Annotated in this window: 15 protein-coding genes; 8 read left to right on the top strand and 7 right to left on the bottom strand. The window is 68.1% G+C overall.

What is annotated here, in order from left to right:
- The 5 genes from DIE15_RS31760 to DIE15_RS31740 all read right to left on the bottom strand — a co-directional run.
- The coding region (locus DIE15_RS31760) for an acetyl-coenzyme A synthetase N-terminal domain-containing protein (RefSeq protein WP_409364322.1) at nt 1-563 on the bottom strand (563 nt) is incomplete at its 3' end.
- 235 nt (nt 564-798) lie between these two features.
- Nucleotides 799-2685 (bottom strand): sigma-70 family RNA polymerase sigma factor, encoded by a 1887-nt coding sequence (locus DIE15_RS31755; protein WP_124835291.1) that lies wholly within the window; start codon nt 2683-2685, stop codon nt 799-801.
- A 16-nt stretch (nt 2686-2701) separates the two neighbouring features.
- The gene (locus DIE15_RS31750) at nt 2702-3016 is read right to left on the bottom strand and encodes a high-potential iron-sulfur protein (RefSeq protein ID WP_057928145.1); all 315 of its coding nucleotides are present in this window, start codon (nt 3014-3016) and stop codon (nt 2702-2704) included.
- A gap of 74 nt (nt 3017-3090) precedes the next feature.
- A complete protein-coding gene (locus tag DIE15_RS31745) occupies nt 3091-4350 on the bottom strand; it encodes a c-type cytochrome (protein ID WP_057928146.1) in 1260 nt (419 codons plus the stop codon).
- Nucleotides 4351-4427: 77 nt separating this feature from the next.
- Nucleotides 4428-6155 carry a methanol/ethanol family PQQ-dependent dehydrogenase gene (locus DIE15_RS31740; RefSeq protein WP_057928147.1) on the bottom strand — a complete coding sequence of 576 codons (1728 nt, stop codon included), beginning with the start codon at nt 6153-6155 and terminating at the stop codon, nt 4428-4430.
- A 651-nt stretch (nt 6156-6806) separates the two neighbouring features.
- Here DIE15_RS31740 and DIE15_RS31735 point away from each other — a divergent pair.
- The 4 genes from DIE15_RS31735 to DIE15_RS31720 all read left to right on the top strand — a co-directional run bounded on the left by DIE15_RS31735 (nt 6807) and on the right by DIE15_RS31720 (nt 11238).
- The gene (locus tag DIE15_RS31735) at nt 6807-7682 is read left to right on the top strand and encodes an energy transducer TonB (RefSeq protein WP_260428389.1); all 876 of its coding nucleotides are present in this window, start codon (nt 6807-6809) and stop codon (nt 7680-7682) included.
- Nucleotides 7683-7692: 10 nt separating this feature from the next.
- On the top strand, nt 7693-8412 hold the full coding sequence (locus tag DIE15_RS31730) for a MotA/TolQ/ExbB proton channel family protein (RefSeq protein WP_185734577.1): 720 nt from the start codon (nt 7693-7695) through the stop codon (nt 8410-8412).
- Nucleotides 8409-8840 (top strand): biopolymer transporter ExbD, encoded by a 432-nt coding sequence (locus DIE15_RS31725; RefSeq protein WP_057928150.1) that lies wholly within the window; start codon nt 8409-8411, stop codon nt 8838-8840. The genes DIE15_RS31730 and DIE15_RS31725 overlap by 4 nt, the downstream gene beginning before the upstream one ends.
- Before the next feature lie 97 nt (nt 8841-8937).
- Nucleotides 8938-11238, top strand: coding sequence for a TonB-dependent receptor (locus DIE15_RS31720; RefSeq protein ID WP_124835280.1), 2301 nt, complete (start codon nt 8938-8940; stop codon nt 11236-11238).
- On the opposite strand, the gene DIE15_RS31715 is transcribed toward DIE15_RS31720, so the two are convergent.
- A complete protein-coding gene (locus DIE15_RS31715) occupies nt 11223-12212 on the bottom strand; it encodes an alpha/beta fold hydrolase (RefSeq protein ID WP_124835278.1) in 990 nt (329 codons plus the stop codon). The genes DIE15_RS31720 and DIE15_RS31715 overlap by 16 nt on opposite strands.
- A gap of 322 nt (nt 12213-12534) precedes the next feature.
- Here DIE15_RS31715 and DIE15_RS31710 point away from each other — a divergent pair, with 322 nt between their 5' ends.
- From DIE15_RS31710 to pqqC, 4 genes are all read left to right on the top strand, one after another.
- Complete coding sequence (locus DIE15_RS31710) at nt 12535-14553, top strand: sigma-54-dependent Fis family transcriptional regulator (protein ID WP_124835276.1); 2019 nt, start codon at nt 12535-12537, stop codon at nt 14551-14553.
- A gap of 292 nt (nt 14554-14845) precedes the next feature.
- A complete protein-coding gene (gene pqqA, locus DIE15_RS31705) occupies nt 14846-14920 on the top strand; it encodes a pyrroloquinoline quinone precursor peptide PqqA (protein WP_006410019.1) in 75 nt (24 codons plus the stop codon).
- A 64-nt stretch (nt 14921-14984) separates the two neighbouring features.
- On the top strand, nt 14985-15908 hold the full coding sequence (pqqB, locus tag DIE15_RS31700; protein WP_124835275.1) for a pyrroloquinoline quinone biosynthesis protein PqqB: 924 nt from the start codon (nt 14985-14987) through the stop codon (nt 15906-15908).
- Between the two features lie 2 nt (nt 15909-15910).
- On the top strand, nt 15911-16630 hold the full coding sequence (gene pqqC, locus DIE15_RS31695; RefSeq protein ID WP_124835274.1) for a pyrroloquinoline-quinone synthase PqqC: 720 nt from the start codon (nt 15911-15913) through the stop codon (nt 16628-16630).
- 13 nt (nt 16631-16643) lie between these two features.
- Here the strand turns inward: pqqC and DIE15_RS31690 are convergent, their stop codons facing one another.
- On the bottom strand, nt 16644-17696 hold the full coding sequence (locus tag DIE15_RS31690; RefSeq protein ID WP_124835272.1) for an RNA-guided endonuclease TnpB family protein: 1053 nt from the start codon (nt 17694-17696) through the stop codon (nt 16644-16646).
- Nucleotides 17697-17793 lie beyond the last annotated feature (97 nt).

The following is a 17793-nucleotide window of genomic DNA, read 5'->3' as shown; positions in this document are numbered from 1 at the left end:
ACGTCGACGAGCCGCTCGTTCAGCGATTTCGCGGAGAAGCCGCCGAACACGACCGAGTGCGTCGCGCCGATGCGCGCACAGGCCTGCATCGCGACGATGCCTTCGATCGACATCGGGATATAGATGATGACGCGATCGCCCTTGCCGATCCCGCGTTTCTTCAGCGCATTCGCGAAGCGCGACACGCGAGCGAGGAGATCGGCATAGGTGATGCGCGTGACGGTGCCGTCGTCGGCCTCGAAGATCACCGCGACGCGCTCGCCGTTGCCGGCTTCGACGTGGCGGTCGAGGCAGTTGTACGACGCGTTGAGCTCGCCGTCGTCGAACCACTTGTAGAACGGTGCGTCGCTCTCGTCGAGCACCTTCGTGAACGGCTTGTGCCAGCCGAGGCCTTCGCGGGCAAGACGCGCCCAGAAGCCTTCGTAATCGCGCTCGGCCTCGGCGGTCAGCGCCTGGTAGGCCGGCATGCCGGAAATGGTCGCGCGCTCGCGCGTGTCGGCCGTCGGTTCGAAGATTCGGCGTTCCTGAAGGATCGATACGAGGGCGGTCAAGGTGTTCTCCATGGAAATCGTAGGGTGTGGCGTGCCTGTTGAAACGCAACTTGCATGCCAATCGCGTGGGTATTCGGACGGAACGGCGTGTGCGCGCGTTGTCGTGCGGTTTCCGATGTTCGGTCTGTACTGCGAAGCATAAAAAATGGAACGCCCGGCGCTGTTGTCCCCACGCCGGTTGCGTCGAAATGCAGCAGCGGGTGTTGCAGGCATCAACACGGCGAACGCGGTGCCGGCCCGACGCGTGCTATGCGATGAACGACCGGAGCATGCCGAGCGCGTCGGACGCGCGCAGTCGGGCGAGTGCCGACGCCTCGATCTGCCGCACGCGCTCGGCGGACAGGTTCATCTGGCGGCCGATGTCGCGCAGCGAGCAGCCTTCGTCCGTGTGCAGCCCGTAGCGCAGCGTGAGGACCATCGCCTCGCGCGGCGGCAGCCGGTCGATCGCGGCGGCGATCTTGCGGCGCAACTGCGTGGCGCCGGCCGCGTCTTCGGGCGATGGTGTTGCCGTGTCGGGCGCGACGTCGGCGAACGTCATGTCGCCTTCCGGCGAGACCGGCAGGTCTGCCGACACGGGTTCCTTCACGATCGCCATCAGGTCACGCACCTTGTCGACCGGCTCGCCCATGTGGACGGCCAGTTGCGCGGGCGTCGCGGCGGTGCCCGCGCGTTGCCGATGCTCGCGCGCGAGCCGCGTCAGCTTGTTGAGCGCGTCGACGGTATGCGTCGGCACGCGGATCGTGCGGCCGAGGTCGGCCAGCGCATGCGTGATCGCCTGCCGGATCCACCAGGTCGCGTAGGTCGAGAACCGGAAGCCGCGCCGGTAGTCGTAACGCTCGATGGCCTTCAACAGGCCGATGTTGCCTTCCTGAATCAGGTCCGCGAACGGCAGCCCACGATCGGGATAGCGCTTCGCGATCGACACGACGAGCCGAAGGTTCGCATCGAACAATCCCGTCCGCGCCGGCTGCATCGCGCGTTCGATCGCACCGAGCCGTGCATCGAGCGATGCGGTCGCGCCGGGCGGCAGTGCCGACGCAGGGGCACCGCGCGCGATCGCGTCGCGCGCATCGACGAACTCGGCCGCGCGTCGCGTCAGCGTCGGTGCGCAGGCCGGGTGCGCGGCAATGCACGACGCGAGCCAGCCGGCGTGGTCGCCGTCGGCATCTTGCGCGAACGACGGCGGGACGCCCACGTCGGTCAGCATTCGCGCGAGCCGGCCGCGCAATGCGCGGTGCCGGCGCGCGCGGTCGCGCAACGGCTCGCTCATCCGCTCGAGCGCACGCGCGGACAGGTGCAACGTGCCGAGCAGCGCCGCGGTGTCGCGTACTTGTTTGCGATACGCGGCGCAAGCGGTGCCGCCGGACGCCAGCGCCGCGCGCATGCCGTCCGCGAGTGCGTCGAGGCGTGCGAGCCGCGCGACCACCCCGTTGCGCCAGGCCGAATTCTCCGTCTGCGTATCCGTCCCGGTGTCGTCGTCGCGCGCGGGTTCAGCGGGTTCATCGGGGGCCGCGGGCGAGGCACCCGGATCTGCGTCGGCGGCCGGCAGAGCGTCGCGACGGCCGTCGGCGAGACAGATCACATAGGTCGATGCGGCGGTCCGGCCTTCGGCGATTTCGGCGCGGATCGACATGAGCGCGTCGAGCGCATCGGGGTCGCCGCACAGCACCGCGACCGACGCCGCGCGACCGCGCTCGATCCGCTGCGCGTAGGCGAATTCCTCGTCGCGCGTGAGGAGCGGGGTCGTGCCCATCTCGCGCAGGTACAGCCGGACCGGATCCGTCGTGCGCGGCGCGAGCAAATCGGCCGCGGCGAGCGTGCCGGCGCCGTCGACCCATGCCCGCGCGGGCGGCGCGGGCCGGAAGTAGCGCTCGAGCGTCCAGCCGCTCGCGGTATCGGCGCTGTCGCACACCGCGATGCCGAGTTCGCCCAGCACCGCGGCGGCCGCGTCGATGCCGCTTTCGTTCGCATCGTCGTCGGGCAGCGCGTCGATGATGTCGCCGCGCGTGACGAAGCCGCGCGACAGGCCGGCCGAAATCAGCGCGTGGAGATGGGCGACGGCGTGTTGCGGCGCGTCGTCGTCATGGCCGGCGGCGGACGCCGGCGCGTGCCGCAGTGCGGACCGCGCCGGCATCTCGCCGCGCGACGCGTCACGCGCGCTTGGCATACACGTTGCACCAGCCGTCCGCGGCAACCGACTTGCCGGCGAACATCGCACACGTGCCGGCGGCATCCGCCGCTTCGCCCTTGTAGAAGCGGCAGTTCGAGCAGCGCTGGCCGGGCTGGTATTTCGGGAACTGCGCGGCGTCGACGCTCGACGCGCGGGCGCGATAGCCGAGCGTTTTGGCCGCGGCATCGTTTTCGTCGACGAGCGGCGGGGCCGCCAGCGCGGGGCGTGCCGCGGCGAGCGCCGCGCACAGTCCGATGGTCTGGACGATGAAGGTTCTGCGAGTCGTGGTGTGCATTACTGTCGTTTCCTGGTGAAGAAGAAATCGTGCCGGCGGGCGGCCCGGCATGCGCATCCGGGCCGCAGGCCGGGTTACTGGCTGGCTTCCTTGTGTCCCGCGGGGCCGACGACGAGCGGCGCGGCCGATGCGCGCGCCGTATCGGCGGTCAGCTTGTTCTTGCTCGCGGCATAGCCGTTCGATGCGAGCAGGAACGCCATCAGGTCCGCATAGTCGTCGTCCTTCAGCTTGCCGGGCTGGTCCGCGGGCATGTTGGTCGCCATGTAGCCGAACACGCCGCCGATCGTCAGGTGCGAATGCGACAGCGGCGCGAACGACGGACCGCTCAGCGCGGGCGCGGTGTCGCCTTCGAGGTTGGCGCCGTGGCACTTGGCGCACGCATTGCCGTACAGCGTCTTGCCATGTTCGACCTGGGCCGCATCGAATGCCGGCGCGGCCTCGCCGGTGCTCCCGGAGACACGAATGAAGCCGCCGCCGGCCGGCACGCCGCGCGCGCGCAGCAGGCCGGCGCGCGCCGGGCCGGCCGCCGCCGTTGCACCGTCGAGGAAGCGCGGCGTCGCGCGCGAATCGTGCGCCTCGAGCGCGCTGCCGGGCAGCGTCCACTTGCGGGTCAGCGCGGCGAGCCGCCCGTTGTTCTTCATCTGCGTGAGTGCCGCGTCGATGCGCTGCTGCAGCGCGGCCGAGCGCGGCGCGAACGCAAACGTGAGCTGCCACTCCGCGTACGGCGACGACGTCGAGCCGATGCGGAACGCCTGTTTCGGATGCGCGGCCTGGTACGCGACGACGGCCGGATACCAGACGATTGCGCGATGCGCGCGGCCGCCTGCCACGGCGGCGACCGTTTGCTCGGACGTGTTCTCGAGATCGAAGCGCGCGTTCTTCTGCTGGACCGCAATCAGCTGCGCGGGGCTTGCGTAGGTCGCCGCGACGATCTCGCGGTCGGTGGTCGCTGCGCCGGCGTCGCGGCGCGTGACGCTCACGTAGCCTGAGCGCAGGTAGCCTTGCGAGAACAGCAGTTTCGTATCGGATGCGTCGGCGATCGCCGAGCGCGGGAAGCCGGCGAGCACGTCGCAATCGCGTTCGAGGATGCCCGCGAGCTCGTGCGCGGACACGCCGTCATCGTCGCTGCCGCCGGCTTCGTGCGCGGAGAAGGTGGCGGCGATGCCGGCCGTGCGGAACGCCTCGCGTGCGACGGCCTTGTCGAGGGCGGCCGTCGGCGTACCGGGCAGCGAGCAGACGCGCACCTGTGTCGCGGCCGTGGAGAGCGCCGGGGTCAGCGCCGTGCCTGCCGCGAGCGCACAGGCCACGGCGAGGCGGGAAAGTCGAAGGTTCATGATCGTACGCTCGGTTGGAAAGAGGAGGGCGCGCCCGCGCCGGCGGCGCGGGCGCAATGCGGTTGACCGGATTGAGATCAGCCGCGGTCGAGGGCGAACACGTACAGCGTGCCGCCGCGCGGCACGTCGTCCGCCGCCTTGGCCATCGGGCCGCCCCAGATCGGGTTCGCGCCGCCGTAGCCGGCGAGTACCGCTACGTACTCCTTGCCGTCGACTTCAAACACCGACGGCTGCGCGATGATCCCGCTCGCGAGCTTCGGGCTCTCCCACAGCACCTTGCCGCTGGTTACGTCGAACGCGTACAGGTGACCGTCGAGCGAGCCGCTGAACGCGAGGCCGCTCGCGGTCGTCGCGACGCCGCCGTTCCACGGCAGCTTGCTCCAGTGGCTCCACACCTTCTTGCCGGTGTTGACGTCGATCGCCTGGAGCTCGCCATAGCCTTCGCTGCCCGGCTCGGGCTTGATCTCGAAGCCTTCGCCGAGATACGGCAGCCCTTCCATGTAGTTGACCGACTTGCCCGACAGGCTCATGCACGCATGCAGCGACGGCACGATCGCGAGATGGCGTTCGGGGTCGTACGACACGGACCACCAGTTCTTGCCGCCGAGGAAGCTCGGACACGTGTCGATCGTCGTGCCGACCTTCGGATACTTCGCGGGATCCTGGATCGGCGCGCCGTCTTCCGTGTAGCCGGTGACCGACGTCGCTCTCACGAACGGCTCCGCGTAGATCAGCTTGCCGGTGTCGCGATCGATCGCGTGGAAGTAGCCGTTGCGGTCCGCATGGATGATCGCGTCGTGTTCCTTGCCCTTGTACTTGATCGTCGCGAGCACCGGCGTGTTGACGCCGTCATAGTCCCAGGTGTCGTGCTTCGTGTACTGGTAGTGCCACTTGAGGTCGCCGTTCTTCGGGTCCAGCGCGAGCAGCGAATCGGAGTACAGGTTGTCGCCCGGGCGCAGGTCCGCGAGCCACGGCCCCGGGTTGCCGACGCCCCAGTACAGCGTGCGCGTCGCCGCGTCGTAGGTGCCGGTCAGCCAGGCCGGTGCGCCGCCGTGCGCCTGCATCCCGTCGGGCCACGTATCGGCGTGCTTCTCGCCCTGGCCGGGGATCGTGAAGCGCTTCCACAGCAGCTTGCCGTCGTTCGGGCTGAGCGCGGCGATGAAGCCGCGCGCGCCGTATTCGCCGCCCGAGCTGCCGACCACGATCGCGCCGTCGATCGCGAGCGGCGCGAGCGAGAACGCGTAGCCGAGCCCCGGTTCGAACATCTGCTTCTTCCATACGAGCGCGCCGGTCTGCGCGTCGAGCGCGGCCACTTCGCCGCTCAGCATCGCGACGTAGACGTTCTTGCCGTACAGCGCGACGCCGCGGTTCACGACGTCGCAGCAGGCTGTCTTGAACGATTCCGCACCGAGCTTCGGCTCGTATTTCCACAGCTGCGCGCCGGTGGCCGCATCGAACGCGTACACGTTGTCCTTCGGCGTGGTCACGAACAGGTAGCGACCGTTGATGATCGGCGTGGCTTCGAAGCCCTGTTTCAGCTCGGCCGGAAACTTGTAGCTCCACGCCTGCGTGAGCTGCTTCACGTTCGACGGGTCGATCTGCTTGAGCGGCGAGTGCGCCTGACCGTTGTAGGTGCGGTAGTAGGTGAGCCAGCCCGGATCGCGCTGCGCATCGGTGAGCCGCTGGTACGTGACGGCCGGATAATCCGCGGCAGCGTCCACGAGGCCGGGATTCAAGGCGATGGCGGCGGCTGCCGCGATTCCGATCGTTGCCAGTCGGCTCGTCGAAGCCGAGAGTTTTTTCATGGTTGTCTCCTGAGTCATTGTGGTCGCACCGCGGCCAACACATGGCCGGGCCGGCAGGGTGGGGATCCGGGTCCAGTGCGCAGCCATTCACGCAAATCGCATGCCACTGCGATGCGAGGCTTGCCGCGCAAGGCGCAGCGGCCGATTGCGCAGGTTGCCGCGATACGCGCGACGCAGCGCGGGTGATCCGCGTGTGTTGCGTTCGGGGACAACGGCGGGCGCAGTGTTGCGAAACATGACAGTGCGGGGTAGGGGCGGGGCGTCGCGGGCGTGACGCGGTGTCCAACGAATCGCGGCAGCCATCCATTTATGTGTTCGCGAACGTGCCGACGTGTGATCGAGGGAAGGTGATCGTCTTCGACGGAGCGAGTGAATAGCGTGCGGTCTGGTGCGATCGGCGCAGGCGGCGTGCGTATACAAGGAAGCGCGAGGACTCGCCGTTTCGAGCGACGGGCACGCGCGCGGCGGCAAGAACACCGTACCGCTGATCCAAATTGACACAGATGCAACAGCGTTGGCACGAACTGCAACAGATGCGCGCTCACGCGTCGACGCGCGGCGGCTTCGATCGGCGGGCGGCCGGGTGTTGCACGCATCGGCATGCTTCTTGCCGTTCGAAACGGGAATGATTCCGCGCAGCGAGAGACCGCCATGCATGTCCCGATTTCGTCCGATGCCATTCGCAGGTCCGATCGCCGGCGCGTGGCCGCGCTCGCCTGCGGCATCGCGCCTGCCGGCCCGTATGCGGCAACGATCGAGGCATCACGGGCTGCGCGTACACGCGAACCGCTGCAGGCCATCGCGCTGACGATATTCGCCGTCCATGCGGTCATCGTGGTTGCGCTCTGGCATGCATGGATGCCAGATGCGGCTTCGACGCTGCCGCGCGCGCTCGCCGTCGAGGTGGACGCGAGCGAATCCGCGCGTGTCGCCGCGCCGGGCGTGCATCGCCGCGTGGATGTCGCGACACCGGTTCCGCCACCGCATGTGCGTTCGCCTGCGAGCCGCGAGACGGTCACGCATCGGGAGGTTCGACCGAGCGTGACGGCGTCTCGTCAGGACGGCCATGCGGCACTCTCACGCGTGCCCGCGGCCGCAACCGTCGTGACGAAGCCGGGCGATGAAGGTCCGCGAACCGCGCAGGCTTCGGCACCGGCAGCGACGGGACAGACACCCACCGATGCCGCGACGGTGCCTGCTCAGGCGGCCCCGGCCGCGCCATCCCCGGCCGCGTCCGAACCCGTCACCGCGCCGCGCTTCGCGGCGTCCTACCTGCACAACCCCGCACCCGAATACCCGGACGTCGCGCAGCGGCGCGGCTGGGAGGGCACGACGTTCCTGAACGTGCATGTGCTCGCGAGCGGCCGGCCGGACCAGGTTCTGCTGTCGGCCAGCAGCGGACACGACGCGCTCGACGATGCGGCCGTCGCGGCGGTCACGGACTGGCGCTTCGTGCCGGCGAAACGCGGCGCGGAATCGATCGATGGCTGGGTCAGGGTGCCGGTCGTGTTCAAACTCGGAAACTAAGGAATCCGTCATGTCAGATTACATCCACTATGCGGTCGTCGGCGCGTTTGCGCTTCTTGCCGTGCTGTCGGCGTTCACCTGGACGCTGATCGCCGTCAAGGTGCTGCTGTACGCGCGCGTCGCGCTCGGCAACCGACGCTTTGCCGAGCGTCACGGCGATCGCACGGCACTGTCGATGCCGACGGACGACGATGTGGCCGCCAGCCTGAACGCGCGCCTGCAGCGCGCCGTGTGCGTCGCGTTGCGCGATCTCGACGCGCCCGAGCCGAACGCACCGGCCACGCTGGTCGCGTGGGATCGCCGCGAGCTGCTCGAACGCACGCTCGCCCGCGAGATCCGGCGCGCGCAGCAGCCGCTCGAACGCGGGCTCACGGTGCTCGCGTCGATCGCGAACGTCGCGCCGTTCGTCGGGTTGTTCGGCACCGTATTCGGCATCGTCCACACGTTGCAGTCGATGACGGCGTCGGCGACGAACGGCATCGACGCAATCGCGGGACCGATCGGCCAGGCACTGGTCGCAACCGGGATCGGCATCGGCGTCGCGATCCCGGCGGTGCTCGCTTACAACCTGTTCCTGCGACGGCTCAAGACCGTGACGGCCGGCCTCGACGAGTTCGGGCAGGACCTGATCGCGCTGGCCGAAGCGCGACGGTTCCGGCTCGATGCGCCGGTGCATGCCGCGCTGCCGGCAGCGAGCAGCGCGGGCGGCGTGCGCCGGGCGGCCGTATGAAGCTGGACTATCGCGAAGCCGACGCGGGCGAACCGCTCGGCGAGATCAACGTGACGCCGCTCGTCGACGTCGTCCTCGTGTTGCTGGTGATCTTCATGGTCGCCGCGCCGCTGATGACGCATGCGATCCGCATCGACCTGCCGAAGGCGGCCGCGCCTGCGCGCGACACGCGTGCATCGGCCGTCACCGTGACCGTCGACGCGCACGGTGCGGTCCGGGTCGACGGCGAGCCGACCACACCGGCCGAGGTCGAAGCCGTGCTGGCACGCCGCGTCGCGCACGATCCTCAGACGAGCGTGAGCCTGCACGCGGATCGCAACGAGTCGTTCGGCGCGGTCGCCGCCGTCATCGCGTCGATCGGACGCGCGCGTGTCGCGCACGTCGCGATCGCGACGGCGGACGGCGACGCCGGTGCGGCGGCGCCATGAGGCAATCGAAGTCCGCAGTGACGGCCGCGCATGGATCGATTCGGATAACGACATAACAAAATCAGCACATCACGACAAGAAAAGAGGAGACATGGAAATGAAGGAAACCGATGTGGCGAAGCGCCGCTTCGTCGCCCGGCGTGCGGGCGTCACGCTGTGCTTCGGCGGCATGCTCGGCGGTTGGCTGACGCCCGCATCCGCCCAGGTCGCACCGGCAGGCAACGCCGATGCGCCGACGCTCGCGCCGATCGTCGTGGTCGGCACGACGCCGCTGCTCGGGATCGGCACGCCGCTGTCGCGCGTGCCGGCCAACGTCCAGACGATTCGCGGCGAGGACGTCGCGCGTCAGCACGGCAGCGTATTGACCGACTACTTCGAGAAGAACGTGTCGAGCGTCGACATCAACGAAGCCCAGGGCAACCCGTACCAGACCGACGTGAACTACCGCGGCTTCACGGCGTCGCCGGTCGTCGGCACGCCGCAGGGGCTGTCGGTGTTCGTCGACGGGGTGCGCGTCAACGAGCCGTTCGGCGACGTCGTGAACTGGGATCTCATCCCGCAAGCAGCGATCGACACGATGCAGCTGATCCCCGGTTCGAATCCGACCTACGGGCTCAACACGCTCGGCGGCGCGCTCGCGATCACGACGAAGAACGGCAAGACGAGCCCCGGCGGCGCCGCGCAGGTGTCGGTCGGCTCGTGGGGCCGCAAGACCGCGCAGCTCGAGCAGGGCGGGCGGATCGGCAGCCACCTCGACTACTACGTGACGGGCAACGTCACGAACGACAACGGCTGGGCCGATCACAACGGCAGCCGCGTACGGCAGGGATTCGGCAAGCTGCGCTACACGGACGCCGATACGACGCTGTCGATCTCGGCCGGCGGCGCGGACAACTCGCTGCAAGGCACGCAGACGATTCCGCGCTCGTTTCTCGACAATCGCGCGCAGGCCTATACCTATCCCGACCTGAATCGCAACAGCGCCGCGTACGTCACCGTATCGGGCGACCATTCGTTCAACGACCACGTGCAACTCAGCGGCAACGTGTATTACCGGCACTACCGCAACACCAACGTCAGCAGCAACGTGAACGACGATTTCGGCAGCGTCGACGCCAGCGGCGCCACGGACACCGTGCAGGCGACCAACGATCGCTCGGTGATCACGACCGACAGCTACGGGGCGAACCTGCAGCTGACGCTGCTCGGCAAGCTCGCCGGCATGGACAACCAGTTCGTCGTGGGCGCATCGGCCGATCTCGCGAACTCGGGTTTCGACCAGTCGTCGCAGGAGGCGGCATTCACGGATACGCGCGCGACGGTCGGCCTTGGCGACTTCACGCAGACGACGCGCGCGAAGACGCGCAACGCGAACTACGGCGTCTATTTCGACGACACGCTGGCGCTCACGCGGCAATGGTCGCTGACGCTGGCCGGGCGCTACAACTGGTCGCGCTCGGCGATCGAGGACGTGAGCGGCGTGCAGCCGCTGCTCACCGCGCGCCATACGTTTTCGCGGTTCAATCCGGCCGTCGGGGTCACGTGGAATCCGGTGCCGGGGTTCACGGCGTATGCGACGTACAACGAAGGCATGCGCTCGCCGACCGCGATCGAGCTCGCGTGCGCCGATCCGGCCGCGCCGTGCTCGTTGCCGAACGACTTTCTCGCCGACCCGGCACTCAAGCCCGTGATCGCGAAGACGATCGAACTCGGCGCGCGCGGCCGCGCTGGCCAGGCGACGACGTGGAGCGCGGCCGTCTACGACACGACGCTCGACGACGACATCCAGTTCATCAGCAGCAACGGCGGCGCGAGCACGCTCGGCTATTTCCAGAACGTCGGCAAGACGCGCCGGCAAGGCTTCGAGCTCGCGGGCCATACGCGGCTCGGGCCGGTCGGGATCGGCGTCAGCTATAGCTACGTCGACGCCACCTATCGTTCGACGTGGACCGAAAGCAGTGCGAGCAATTCGAGCGCCGATGCGCACGGCAACATCGTCGTGCGCTCCGGCGACCGCATTCCGGGGATTCCGTCGAGCACCGTGAAGCTGCGGCTCGACTATGCGGCGACGCCGAAGTGGAACGTCGGCACCAACATCACGTATCGCAGCGGCGTGTTCGCGCGCGGCGACGAAAACAACCAGGACGTGAACGGCCGGATTCCCGGCTATTTCCTGATCGACCTCGACACGACCTGGCAGGTCACGAAGCACCTGCAACTGTTCGCGTCGATCACCAACCTGCTCGACAAGCGCTACGCGAGCTTCGGGATGCTCGGCCAGAATTTCTTCAACGGTCCGAATCATGCGTTCGACGGAATCAACCCCGTCAACGAGCAGTTCGTCGGGCCGGGCGCGCCGCGCGGCGCGTGGATCGGCGCGCGCTATGCGTGGGACTGAGCGGGCGATTCGGCATGCGGTGGTGCGTCTGCGGCGGCGGCCAGCATCTCGCGCACCGCACGAGCGACGCCATGGGCGAGCGCATCATCGCTCGCGAGATGCCCGGCCCGCACGCGTTCAATGATGGCGCCCGGCACCGCGCGCGCAAGGCGGTCGACGTTGTCGACCGGGCACACGCGGTCGTGCGTGCCGTGCACGGCATGCAGCGGCACGCCGGCTTGCGCGGCCTGTCGCGCCAGCGCGAGCAGCCGATGCTCGCCGAGCCAGCAATTGCGTTGCAGGTAATGCGCCTGGATCCGGTACTTGTCGATCAGTCGCTCGATGGCGGGTTGGGTCGGTCTTGCGCCGCGTGCCGGCCGCCCGGTCAGGATCGCGTCTTCGTACGCATTCCACGCGAGCGCGACCGCGCGTTGCCGCGCGGCTCCGGCACCCGGCTGGAGATGACGCGCGCAGCAGGCGATCAGGCGCTCGGCACGTGGGGTGCCGGCGGCCACGAGGCGCTGCCATGCCCTCGGCGCTCGCGCCCGCTTGCCGACGAACAGGCCGCGCACTTCGCGCGACGACGTGAGAAACAACCCGCGCAGCACGACGCCGGTCACGCGCGACGGATGGTGTCCCGCATACGCGAGTGCGAGCGCCGCGCCCCACGATCCGCCGACGACGCCCCAGCGTGCGATGCCGAGCTGCGCGCGCAGCGCGTCGAGGTCGCCGATCAGCCGCATCGTGTTGTTGTGACGCAGGCCGCCGCGCGGCGTCGACGCACCCGCGCCGCGCTGGTCGACCAGCACGACGCGCATGCGCGTCAGGTCGAACAGGCGCAGTATCGCCGGCCGGCTGCCGCTGCCGGGGCCGCCGTGCAGCACGACGACGGGCTGGCCGAGCGGGTTGCCGGCTTCCGTCCACGCGATCCGGCATGCGTCGCGGGACAGGGCGGGCCGCGGAGCGGAAACGGAGTGAAGCAGTCGGTGCGTCATGGCGTCGGAGTATCGAGAACGGGGTAACGGCCGGGTACGACGGAAAGCACGGACAGACCGGGGCTTGATCCACATCAAAGCCAGAATCGCGCCAGCGACGACGATCGGGATCAACCGGGTAGCGGCGGCGGGCGGCTTCGCGATATGACGTCCGCAGCCGTCGCTTCGCATGCGGCCGTCTGTTTCTTGCATTTTGCTTTCGATTGGTGTCGACGCAACGATACCCGGCAATCGGAACGGGTATCGCCGGCAGCGTGGCCCGAAGTTTGCTTGATTCAGCACAAAGAGTCCGGCACCGACCGGAGGATCCCCGGAGGAGACAATGCGCGATGACGTTCATCCGACGGCCAACGCACGGGCCACGCATGCGCCCGGCTGGCCGACGCCGACGATCCAGAAGTCCCATGAGCGGTCCGAGACGTTCGGCCTGCAGGCGTCGGCACGTCCCGACTACGACCTGCTGTCCGGCGCCGCGCTGGCGCTCAAGCGCGAGCAGAATCGCGTGCTGTGCGTGCATGCAATGCCCGTGATGGAGACGCTGCACGAGCAGATCGTCAATACGCAAAGCATGATCGTGCTGACCGATGCGGAAGGATTGATCCTGCATTCGATCGGCGACGACGACTTCCTGCGGCGCGCGGAACGGGTCGCGCTGCGCCCCGGCGCGAACTGGGCGGAGAGCCGGCAAGGCACCAACGCGATCGGGACCGCGCTCGCGGAGCTGTGCCCGATGGTCGTGCACGGCGACCAGCATTTCCTGGCCGCGAATCATTTCCTGACGTGCTCGAGCGTGCCGATTCTCGATCCGTACGGCGACGCGATCGGCGTGCTCGACGTGACGGGCGACCACCGCAGCTATCATCAGCACACGATGGCGCTCGCGAAGATGTCGGTGCAGATGATCGAGAACCACCTGTTCACGACGACCTTCCAGGAGACGCTGCAGGTGTCGTTCCATGGCCGCCCCGAATTCCTCGGCACATTGATGGAAGGGATCGTCGCGTTCACCGCGGACGGCCGCTTCCTGTCGGCCAACCGCAGCGCGCAGTTCCAGCTCGGGATGCCGCTTGCCGCGCTGCGCGCGCATACGCTCGCGTCGCTGTTCGACGTGACGAGCGCGCAACTGATCGACCGGATGCGCGCGAGCACCGAGCCGCACGTGTCGCTGAACCTCGGCAATGGCGCGGTGGTCTGCGCGCGCGTGCAGTTCCGGCGCGCGTCGCGGGCCGAGGGCAGCCGCCCGGCGGACGTGCATGACGGCGCCGCGCCGGCCGCGCGGCCGCCTGCCGCGCAAAGCGCGGCGAGCCTGTCGCGGCTCAGCTATCTCGACACCGGCGATCCGCAGGTTGCGGCGGTGATCGCGAAGGTCCGCAAGGTGATCGGCAAGGACATTCCGGTGCTGATCACCGGCGAGACCGGGACCGGCAAGGAATTGCTCGCGCAGGCGATCCACAACGACTCGCCGCGCCGCGACGGGCCGTTCGTCGCGGTCAACTGCGCGTCGATTCCGGAAACGCTGATCGAATCCGAGTTGTTCGGCTACGAAGAGGGCGCTTTTACGGGCGCACGCCGCAAGGGCGCGACCGGCAAGCTGCTGCAGGCCAACGGCGGCACGCTGTTTCTCGACGAAATCGGCGACATGCCGTATCCGCTGCAGGTGCGGCTGCTGCGCGTGTTGCAGGAGCGCATCGTCAACCCGCTCGGCTCGACGAAGGCGATCGGCGTGGATATCGCGATCATCTGCGCGACGCACCGCGACCTGCGCGACATGATTGCGCAGAACCGCTTTCGCGAGGATCTGTATTACCGGCTCAACGGCCTCGTGGTGCGGCTGCCGCCGCTGCGCGACCGCACGGACCTCGCGGTGGTCGTCCAGAAGATGCTGCAGCGGGAAACGCTGTCGGGGCCCGGGCGCCGGCCGCTGAGCGTCGCGCCCGACGTGATGGCGCTGTTCGAACGCTGCGCGTGGCCGGGCAACTTCCGGCAGCTCGCGAACCTGCTGCGCACGGCCGCCGCGATGGTCGACGACGACTGCGAGATCCGCTGCGAGCATTTGCCGGACGATTTCTTCGACGACGTGCGGCGCGACGACGGGCCGTCTGCGCAGGGCGCCGGTGCGCCGCCGCTCGCCGCGGAAGCGCCTGCGTTCGCGGCCACAGCCACAGCCGCGGCCGGCGATGCGCGGTTGCAGGACGTGGCCGCGTCCGCGATCGCGGCCGCGCTCGCGCGCCATGGCGGCAACGTGTCGGCCGCCGCCCGTGCGCTCGGTGTGTCGCGCAACACGATCTACCGCAAGATGCCGGCTGCCGAGCCGGATGCGCTGGAGCCGGACGAATCCTGATGGCGGGCGCGACTGTCACACGGGTGTGTCAGGTTGCAACACCCGGTGTTCAGGGATTCAACACTTGCTCAACCGACCGCGCATGCCGCGAGCCTTCGTCAGAAGGCTTTTGAAATATTCGCGTATGAGAATCGAAAGAATGCCGGTGCGATAACCACCCGGCGGCTGCCGCATGCCCTCGCGTGCGGCCGCGCGCCGCAAATCCGGCCCCGGCACGCTCCTTGCTGAATGGGTATCGGCCGCTCGATCGATGCGGTTTTATCGACTCACCTACTCAACAAGGAGACACATCATGCAATGGACCACCCCCGCTTATACGGACCTGCGTTTCGGCTTCGAAATCACGATGTACATCGCCAACCGCTGATCGACGCGCGCAGTGCCGCCCGCATCGACGGACACGATGCGGGCGGCAGCGGGAGCATACGCAGATGAAGATCAAGATACTCGGCTCGGGCGCCGGCGGCGGATTGCCGCAATGGAACTGCAACTGCGGCAATTGCCGTCGCGCGCGGGCTGGCACCGACGGCATCGTGCCGCGCACGCAATCGTCGATCGCCATCAGCGGCGACGGCATCGACTGGGTGCTGGTGAACGCGTCGCCGGACATTCTCGCGCAACTGCGCGCCGATCCCGACCTGCAGCCGGCCCGCGCGATCCGCGACAGCGCGATCGTCGCCGTCGTGCTGTGCGACGCGCAGATCGATCACGTGACGGGCCTGCTGATGCTGCGCGAGCGCACGTCGCCGCTGCCGCTGTACGCGAGCGCGCCGGTGCTCGACGATTTGTCGACGGGGCTGCCGCTCGTGCCGCTGCTCGGCCACTACTGCGGCGTCGACGTGCACCCGATCGTGCCGGGCGAATCGTTCGCGATCCCGGGTGCCGCCGGCATTCGCTTCACCGCGGTGCCGGTCGACAGCAAGCCGCCGCCATATTCGCCGCGGCGCGAGGCGGCCGTGCAGGGAGACAACATCGCACTCCTGATCGAAGATGCGACGACTGGCCGCCGGGCCTTCTATGCACCGGGTCTGGCGGACATCGATGAAGGTGTGCGCGCCGCGATGCGCGACGCCGATCTCGTGCTGGTGGACGGCACGTTCTGGACCGGCACGGAGATGATCGACCTCGGCCTGTCGTCGAAGCACGCGGCCGACATGGGCCATCTCGCGCAGTGCGGCGACGCGGCGCGGCCGGGGATGATCGACCGGCTGCGGCTGTTGCCGGCGCACACGCGCAAGGTCCTCACGCACATCAACAACACGAATCCGATTCTCGACCCCGGTTCCGTGCAGCGCGCGCAGTTGCGCGAGCACGGCATCGAGGTCGCCCACGACGGCATGCAATTCGAGGTCTGACCATGAACGCACCGATTCCCGCCGCGGCACTGCACGCGACGCCCTGGAGTGCGCAGGAGTTCGAAGCGCGCCTGCGCGCGCTCGAATCGCGCTACCACATCCACCATCCGTTCAACCGGCGCCTGAATAGCGGCGCATGCTCGCCGGCGCAGATCCGCGGCTGGGTCGCGAACCGCTTCTACTACCAGGTCAGCATTCCGCTGAAGGACGCGGCGATCCTGTCCAACTGCCCCGACCGCGACACGCGCAGGCTGTGGGTCGAGCGGATTCTCGACCACGACGGTCACGGCGATCAGGACGGCGGGATCGAGGCGTGGGCGCGGCTCGGCGAGGCGGTCGGCATCGAGCGCGCCGAACTGTGGTCGCTCGCGCACGTGCTGCCCGGCGTGCGGTTCGCGGTCGATGCGTACGTCAATTTCGCGCGGCACGCGCCATGGCAGGAAGCCGTGTGCTCGTCGCTGACCGAGATGTTCGCGCCGCAGATCCACCTCGACCGGCTCGCGGGCTGGCCGTCCCACTATCCGTGGATCGAGGCGGACGGGCTGCAGTATTTCCGCAACCGCGTGCCGCTCGCGCAGCGCGACGTCGAGCATGGGCTCGCGGTGACGCTCAACCATTTCACGACACCGGACGCGCAACGGCGCGCGCTCGACATCCTGTCGTTCAAGCTGGATGTGCTGTGGTCGATTCTCGATGCGATTGAAAAGGCGTATCCCGTTTGACGTCCTCTCCCGCCTAAAGGCGGAGGATTCCCACAGCTGGCGATGCACGTCCGCTTCGGAGAATGTTCACAGCAGCGTTGGTATCTCGATCATGCTCGACACCACAGTCACTGCAGGCCCACTCTCTTACTCTCAGTCCCGCGATACCTTTCGGCCGCGTCGTGCTGTCTTTCGACCCGCACGCCGAACAGGACTGGGTGGAACCGCTTTCGTCGACTTCCTCGAACGTGGCTCCGTGCGCGATCGCCTTGTAACGGAGCTTGTTTCGGAAGGACGACCAGGATGCGTCGTACACGCTCTTCGCCATCCTGGTTCTGGCGAGCTTCGCGGCCGACACGTTGCCGACCGCGATGTAATCGAACCGCCGCACCAGATCGAGCGCGAGCTTGTGCTGGAAATCGGCGCGGGCATTCGCCACCTTGGCGTGCAGCTTCGCGATGTGCCGCTTGTGCTTTCTCGCTCGTTGAGCTTTCGTCAGCTTCTCGGCCGCTTGCCGGCCGAACCGATCGTTAGGCAGCTTTTCGCCGGTCGAAAGTGTGGCGAAGTCTTTCAGGCCGAGATCGATACCGACACCCGAACGGATCGGGCGAGCCTGAACATCGGGCATCTCGATCACGATGTTGAGAAACCAGTTACCGCGCGCGTCCGGTGCGAAGTTGGTTCCGTCCTTGATCTTGCCTTCAGGAAGCGGGCGGCTGTTGAATACGCGAAAGGTATTGCCGGCGAAACGGAACGCGTCGCCCTCGCGCTTCAGGTCACGGCCCTTCAGCGGCACCCAGCCAAGCGATTTCCTGCCGCGATAGCGCAGGTGCGGGCGTCGATGCTGACTGCGCGACTTCGCGTACTGCTCGCATGTTGCGTTGACCGTGCCGGAGTGAATGCCGAGTGCCTTGCTGCTGCCGATCGTCAGCACGTTCAGATCGAAGCCAGTCGGCCACTTCTTGCTCCACTTGAGCGCGTGCTTCTGCGTGTCGTTGCAGAAGTTCCAGACGGTGTTCACCGCACGGCTCTGTTTGTTCAGGAGTCCGTTGAGCGACTTCACCCGGTAGCGGTAGACAAGAATCATACCGGTGATCCTAACCCATGGAAGAAGCTGCCTGTCAACAGCACTCCTTTCCCTCTCGCCATCCGCCCCGAAGGAAGTCCCCTTGGGGGAAATGACG

It is taken from the genome of Burkholderia sp. Bp9031, assembly GCF_003857965.1.
Classification (GTDB): domain Bacteria; phylum Pseudomonadota; class Gammaproteobacteria; order Burkholderiales; family Burkholderiaceae; genus Burkholderia; species Burkholderia ambifaria_A.
The sequence above is the reverse complement of the archived record's forward strand: the minus strand, read 5'-3'. Positions and strand labels throughout refer to the sequence as shown.

Bases quoted from the DNA above. Each gene is read 5' to 3' on its own strand.
- DIE15_RS31755 (WP_124835291.1), bottom strand. From the start codon at position 2,685: ATGCCGGCGCGGTCCGCACTGCGGCACGCGCCGGCGTCCGCCGCCGGC.
- DIE15_RS31750 (WP_057928145.1), bottom strand. From the start codon at position 3,016: ATGCACACCACGACTCGCAGAACCTTCATCGTCCAGACCATCGGACTG.
- DIE15_RS31745 (WP_057928146.1), bottom strand. From the start codon at position 4,350: ATGAACCTTCGACTTTCCCGCCTCGCCGTGGCCTGTGCGCTCGCGGCA.
- DIE15_RS31740 (WP_057928147.1), bottom strand. From the start codon at position 6,155: ATGAAAAAACTCTCGGCTTCGACGAGCCGACTGGCAACGATCGGAATC.
- DIE15_RS31735 (WP_260428389.1), top strand. From the start codon at position 6,807: ATGCATGTCCCGATTTCGTCCGATGCCATTCGCAGGTCCGATCGCCGG.
- DIE15_RS31730 (WP_185734577.1), top strand. From the start codon at position 7,693: ATGTCAGATTACATCCACTATGCGGTCGTCGGCGCGTTTGCGCTTCTT.
- DIE15_RS31725 (WP_057928150.1), top strand. From the start codon at position 8,409: ATGAAGCTGGACTATCGCGAAGCCGACGCGGGCGAACCGCTCGGCGAG.
- DIE15_RS31720 (WP_124835280.1), top strand. From the start codon at position 8,938: ATGAAGGAAACCGATGTGGCGAAGCGCCGCTTCGTCGCCCGGCGTGCG.
- DIE15_RS31715 (WP_124835278.1), bottom strand. From the start codon at position 12,212: ATGACGCACCGACTGCTTCACTCCGTTTCCGCTCCGCGGCCCGCCCTG.
- DIE15_RS31710 (WP_124835276.1), top strand. From the start codon at position 12,535: ATGCGCGATGACGTTCATCCGACGGCCAACGCACGGGCCACGCATGCG.
- pqqB (WP_124835275.1), top strand. From the start codon at position 14,985: ATGAAGATCAAGATACTCGGCTCGGGCGCCGGCGGCGGATTGCCGCAA.
- pqqC (WP_124835274.1), top strand. From the start codon at position 15,911: ATGAACGCACCGATTCCCGCCGCGGCACTGCACGCGACGCCCTGGAGT.
- DIE15_RS31690 (WP_124835272.1), bottom strand. From the start codon at position 17,696: ATGATTCTTGTCTACCGCTACCGGGTGAAGTCGCTCAACGGACTCCTG.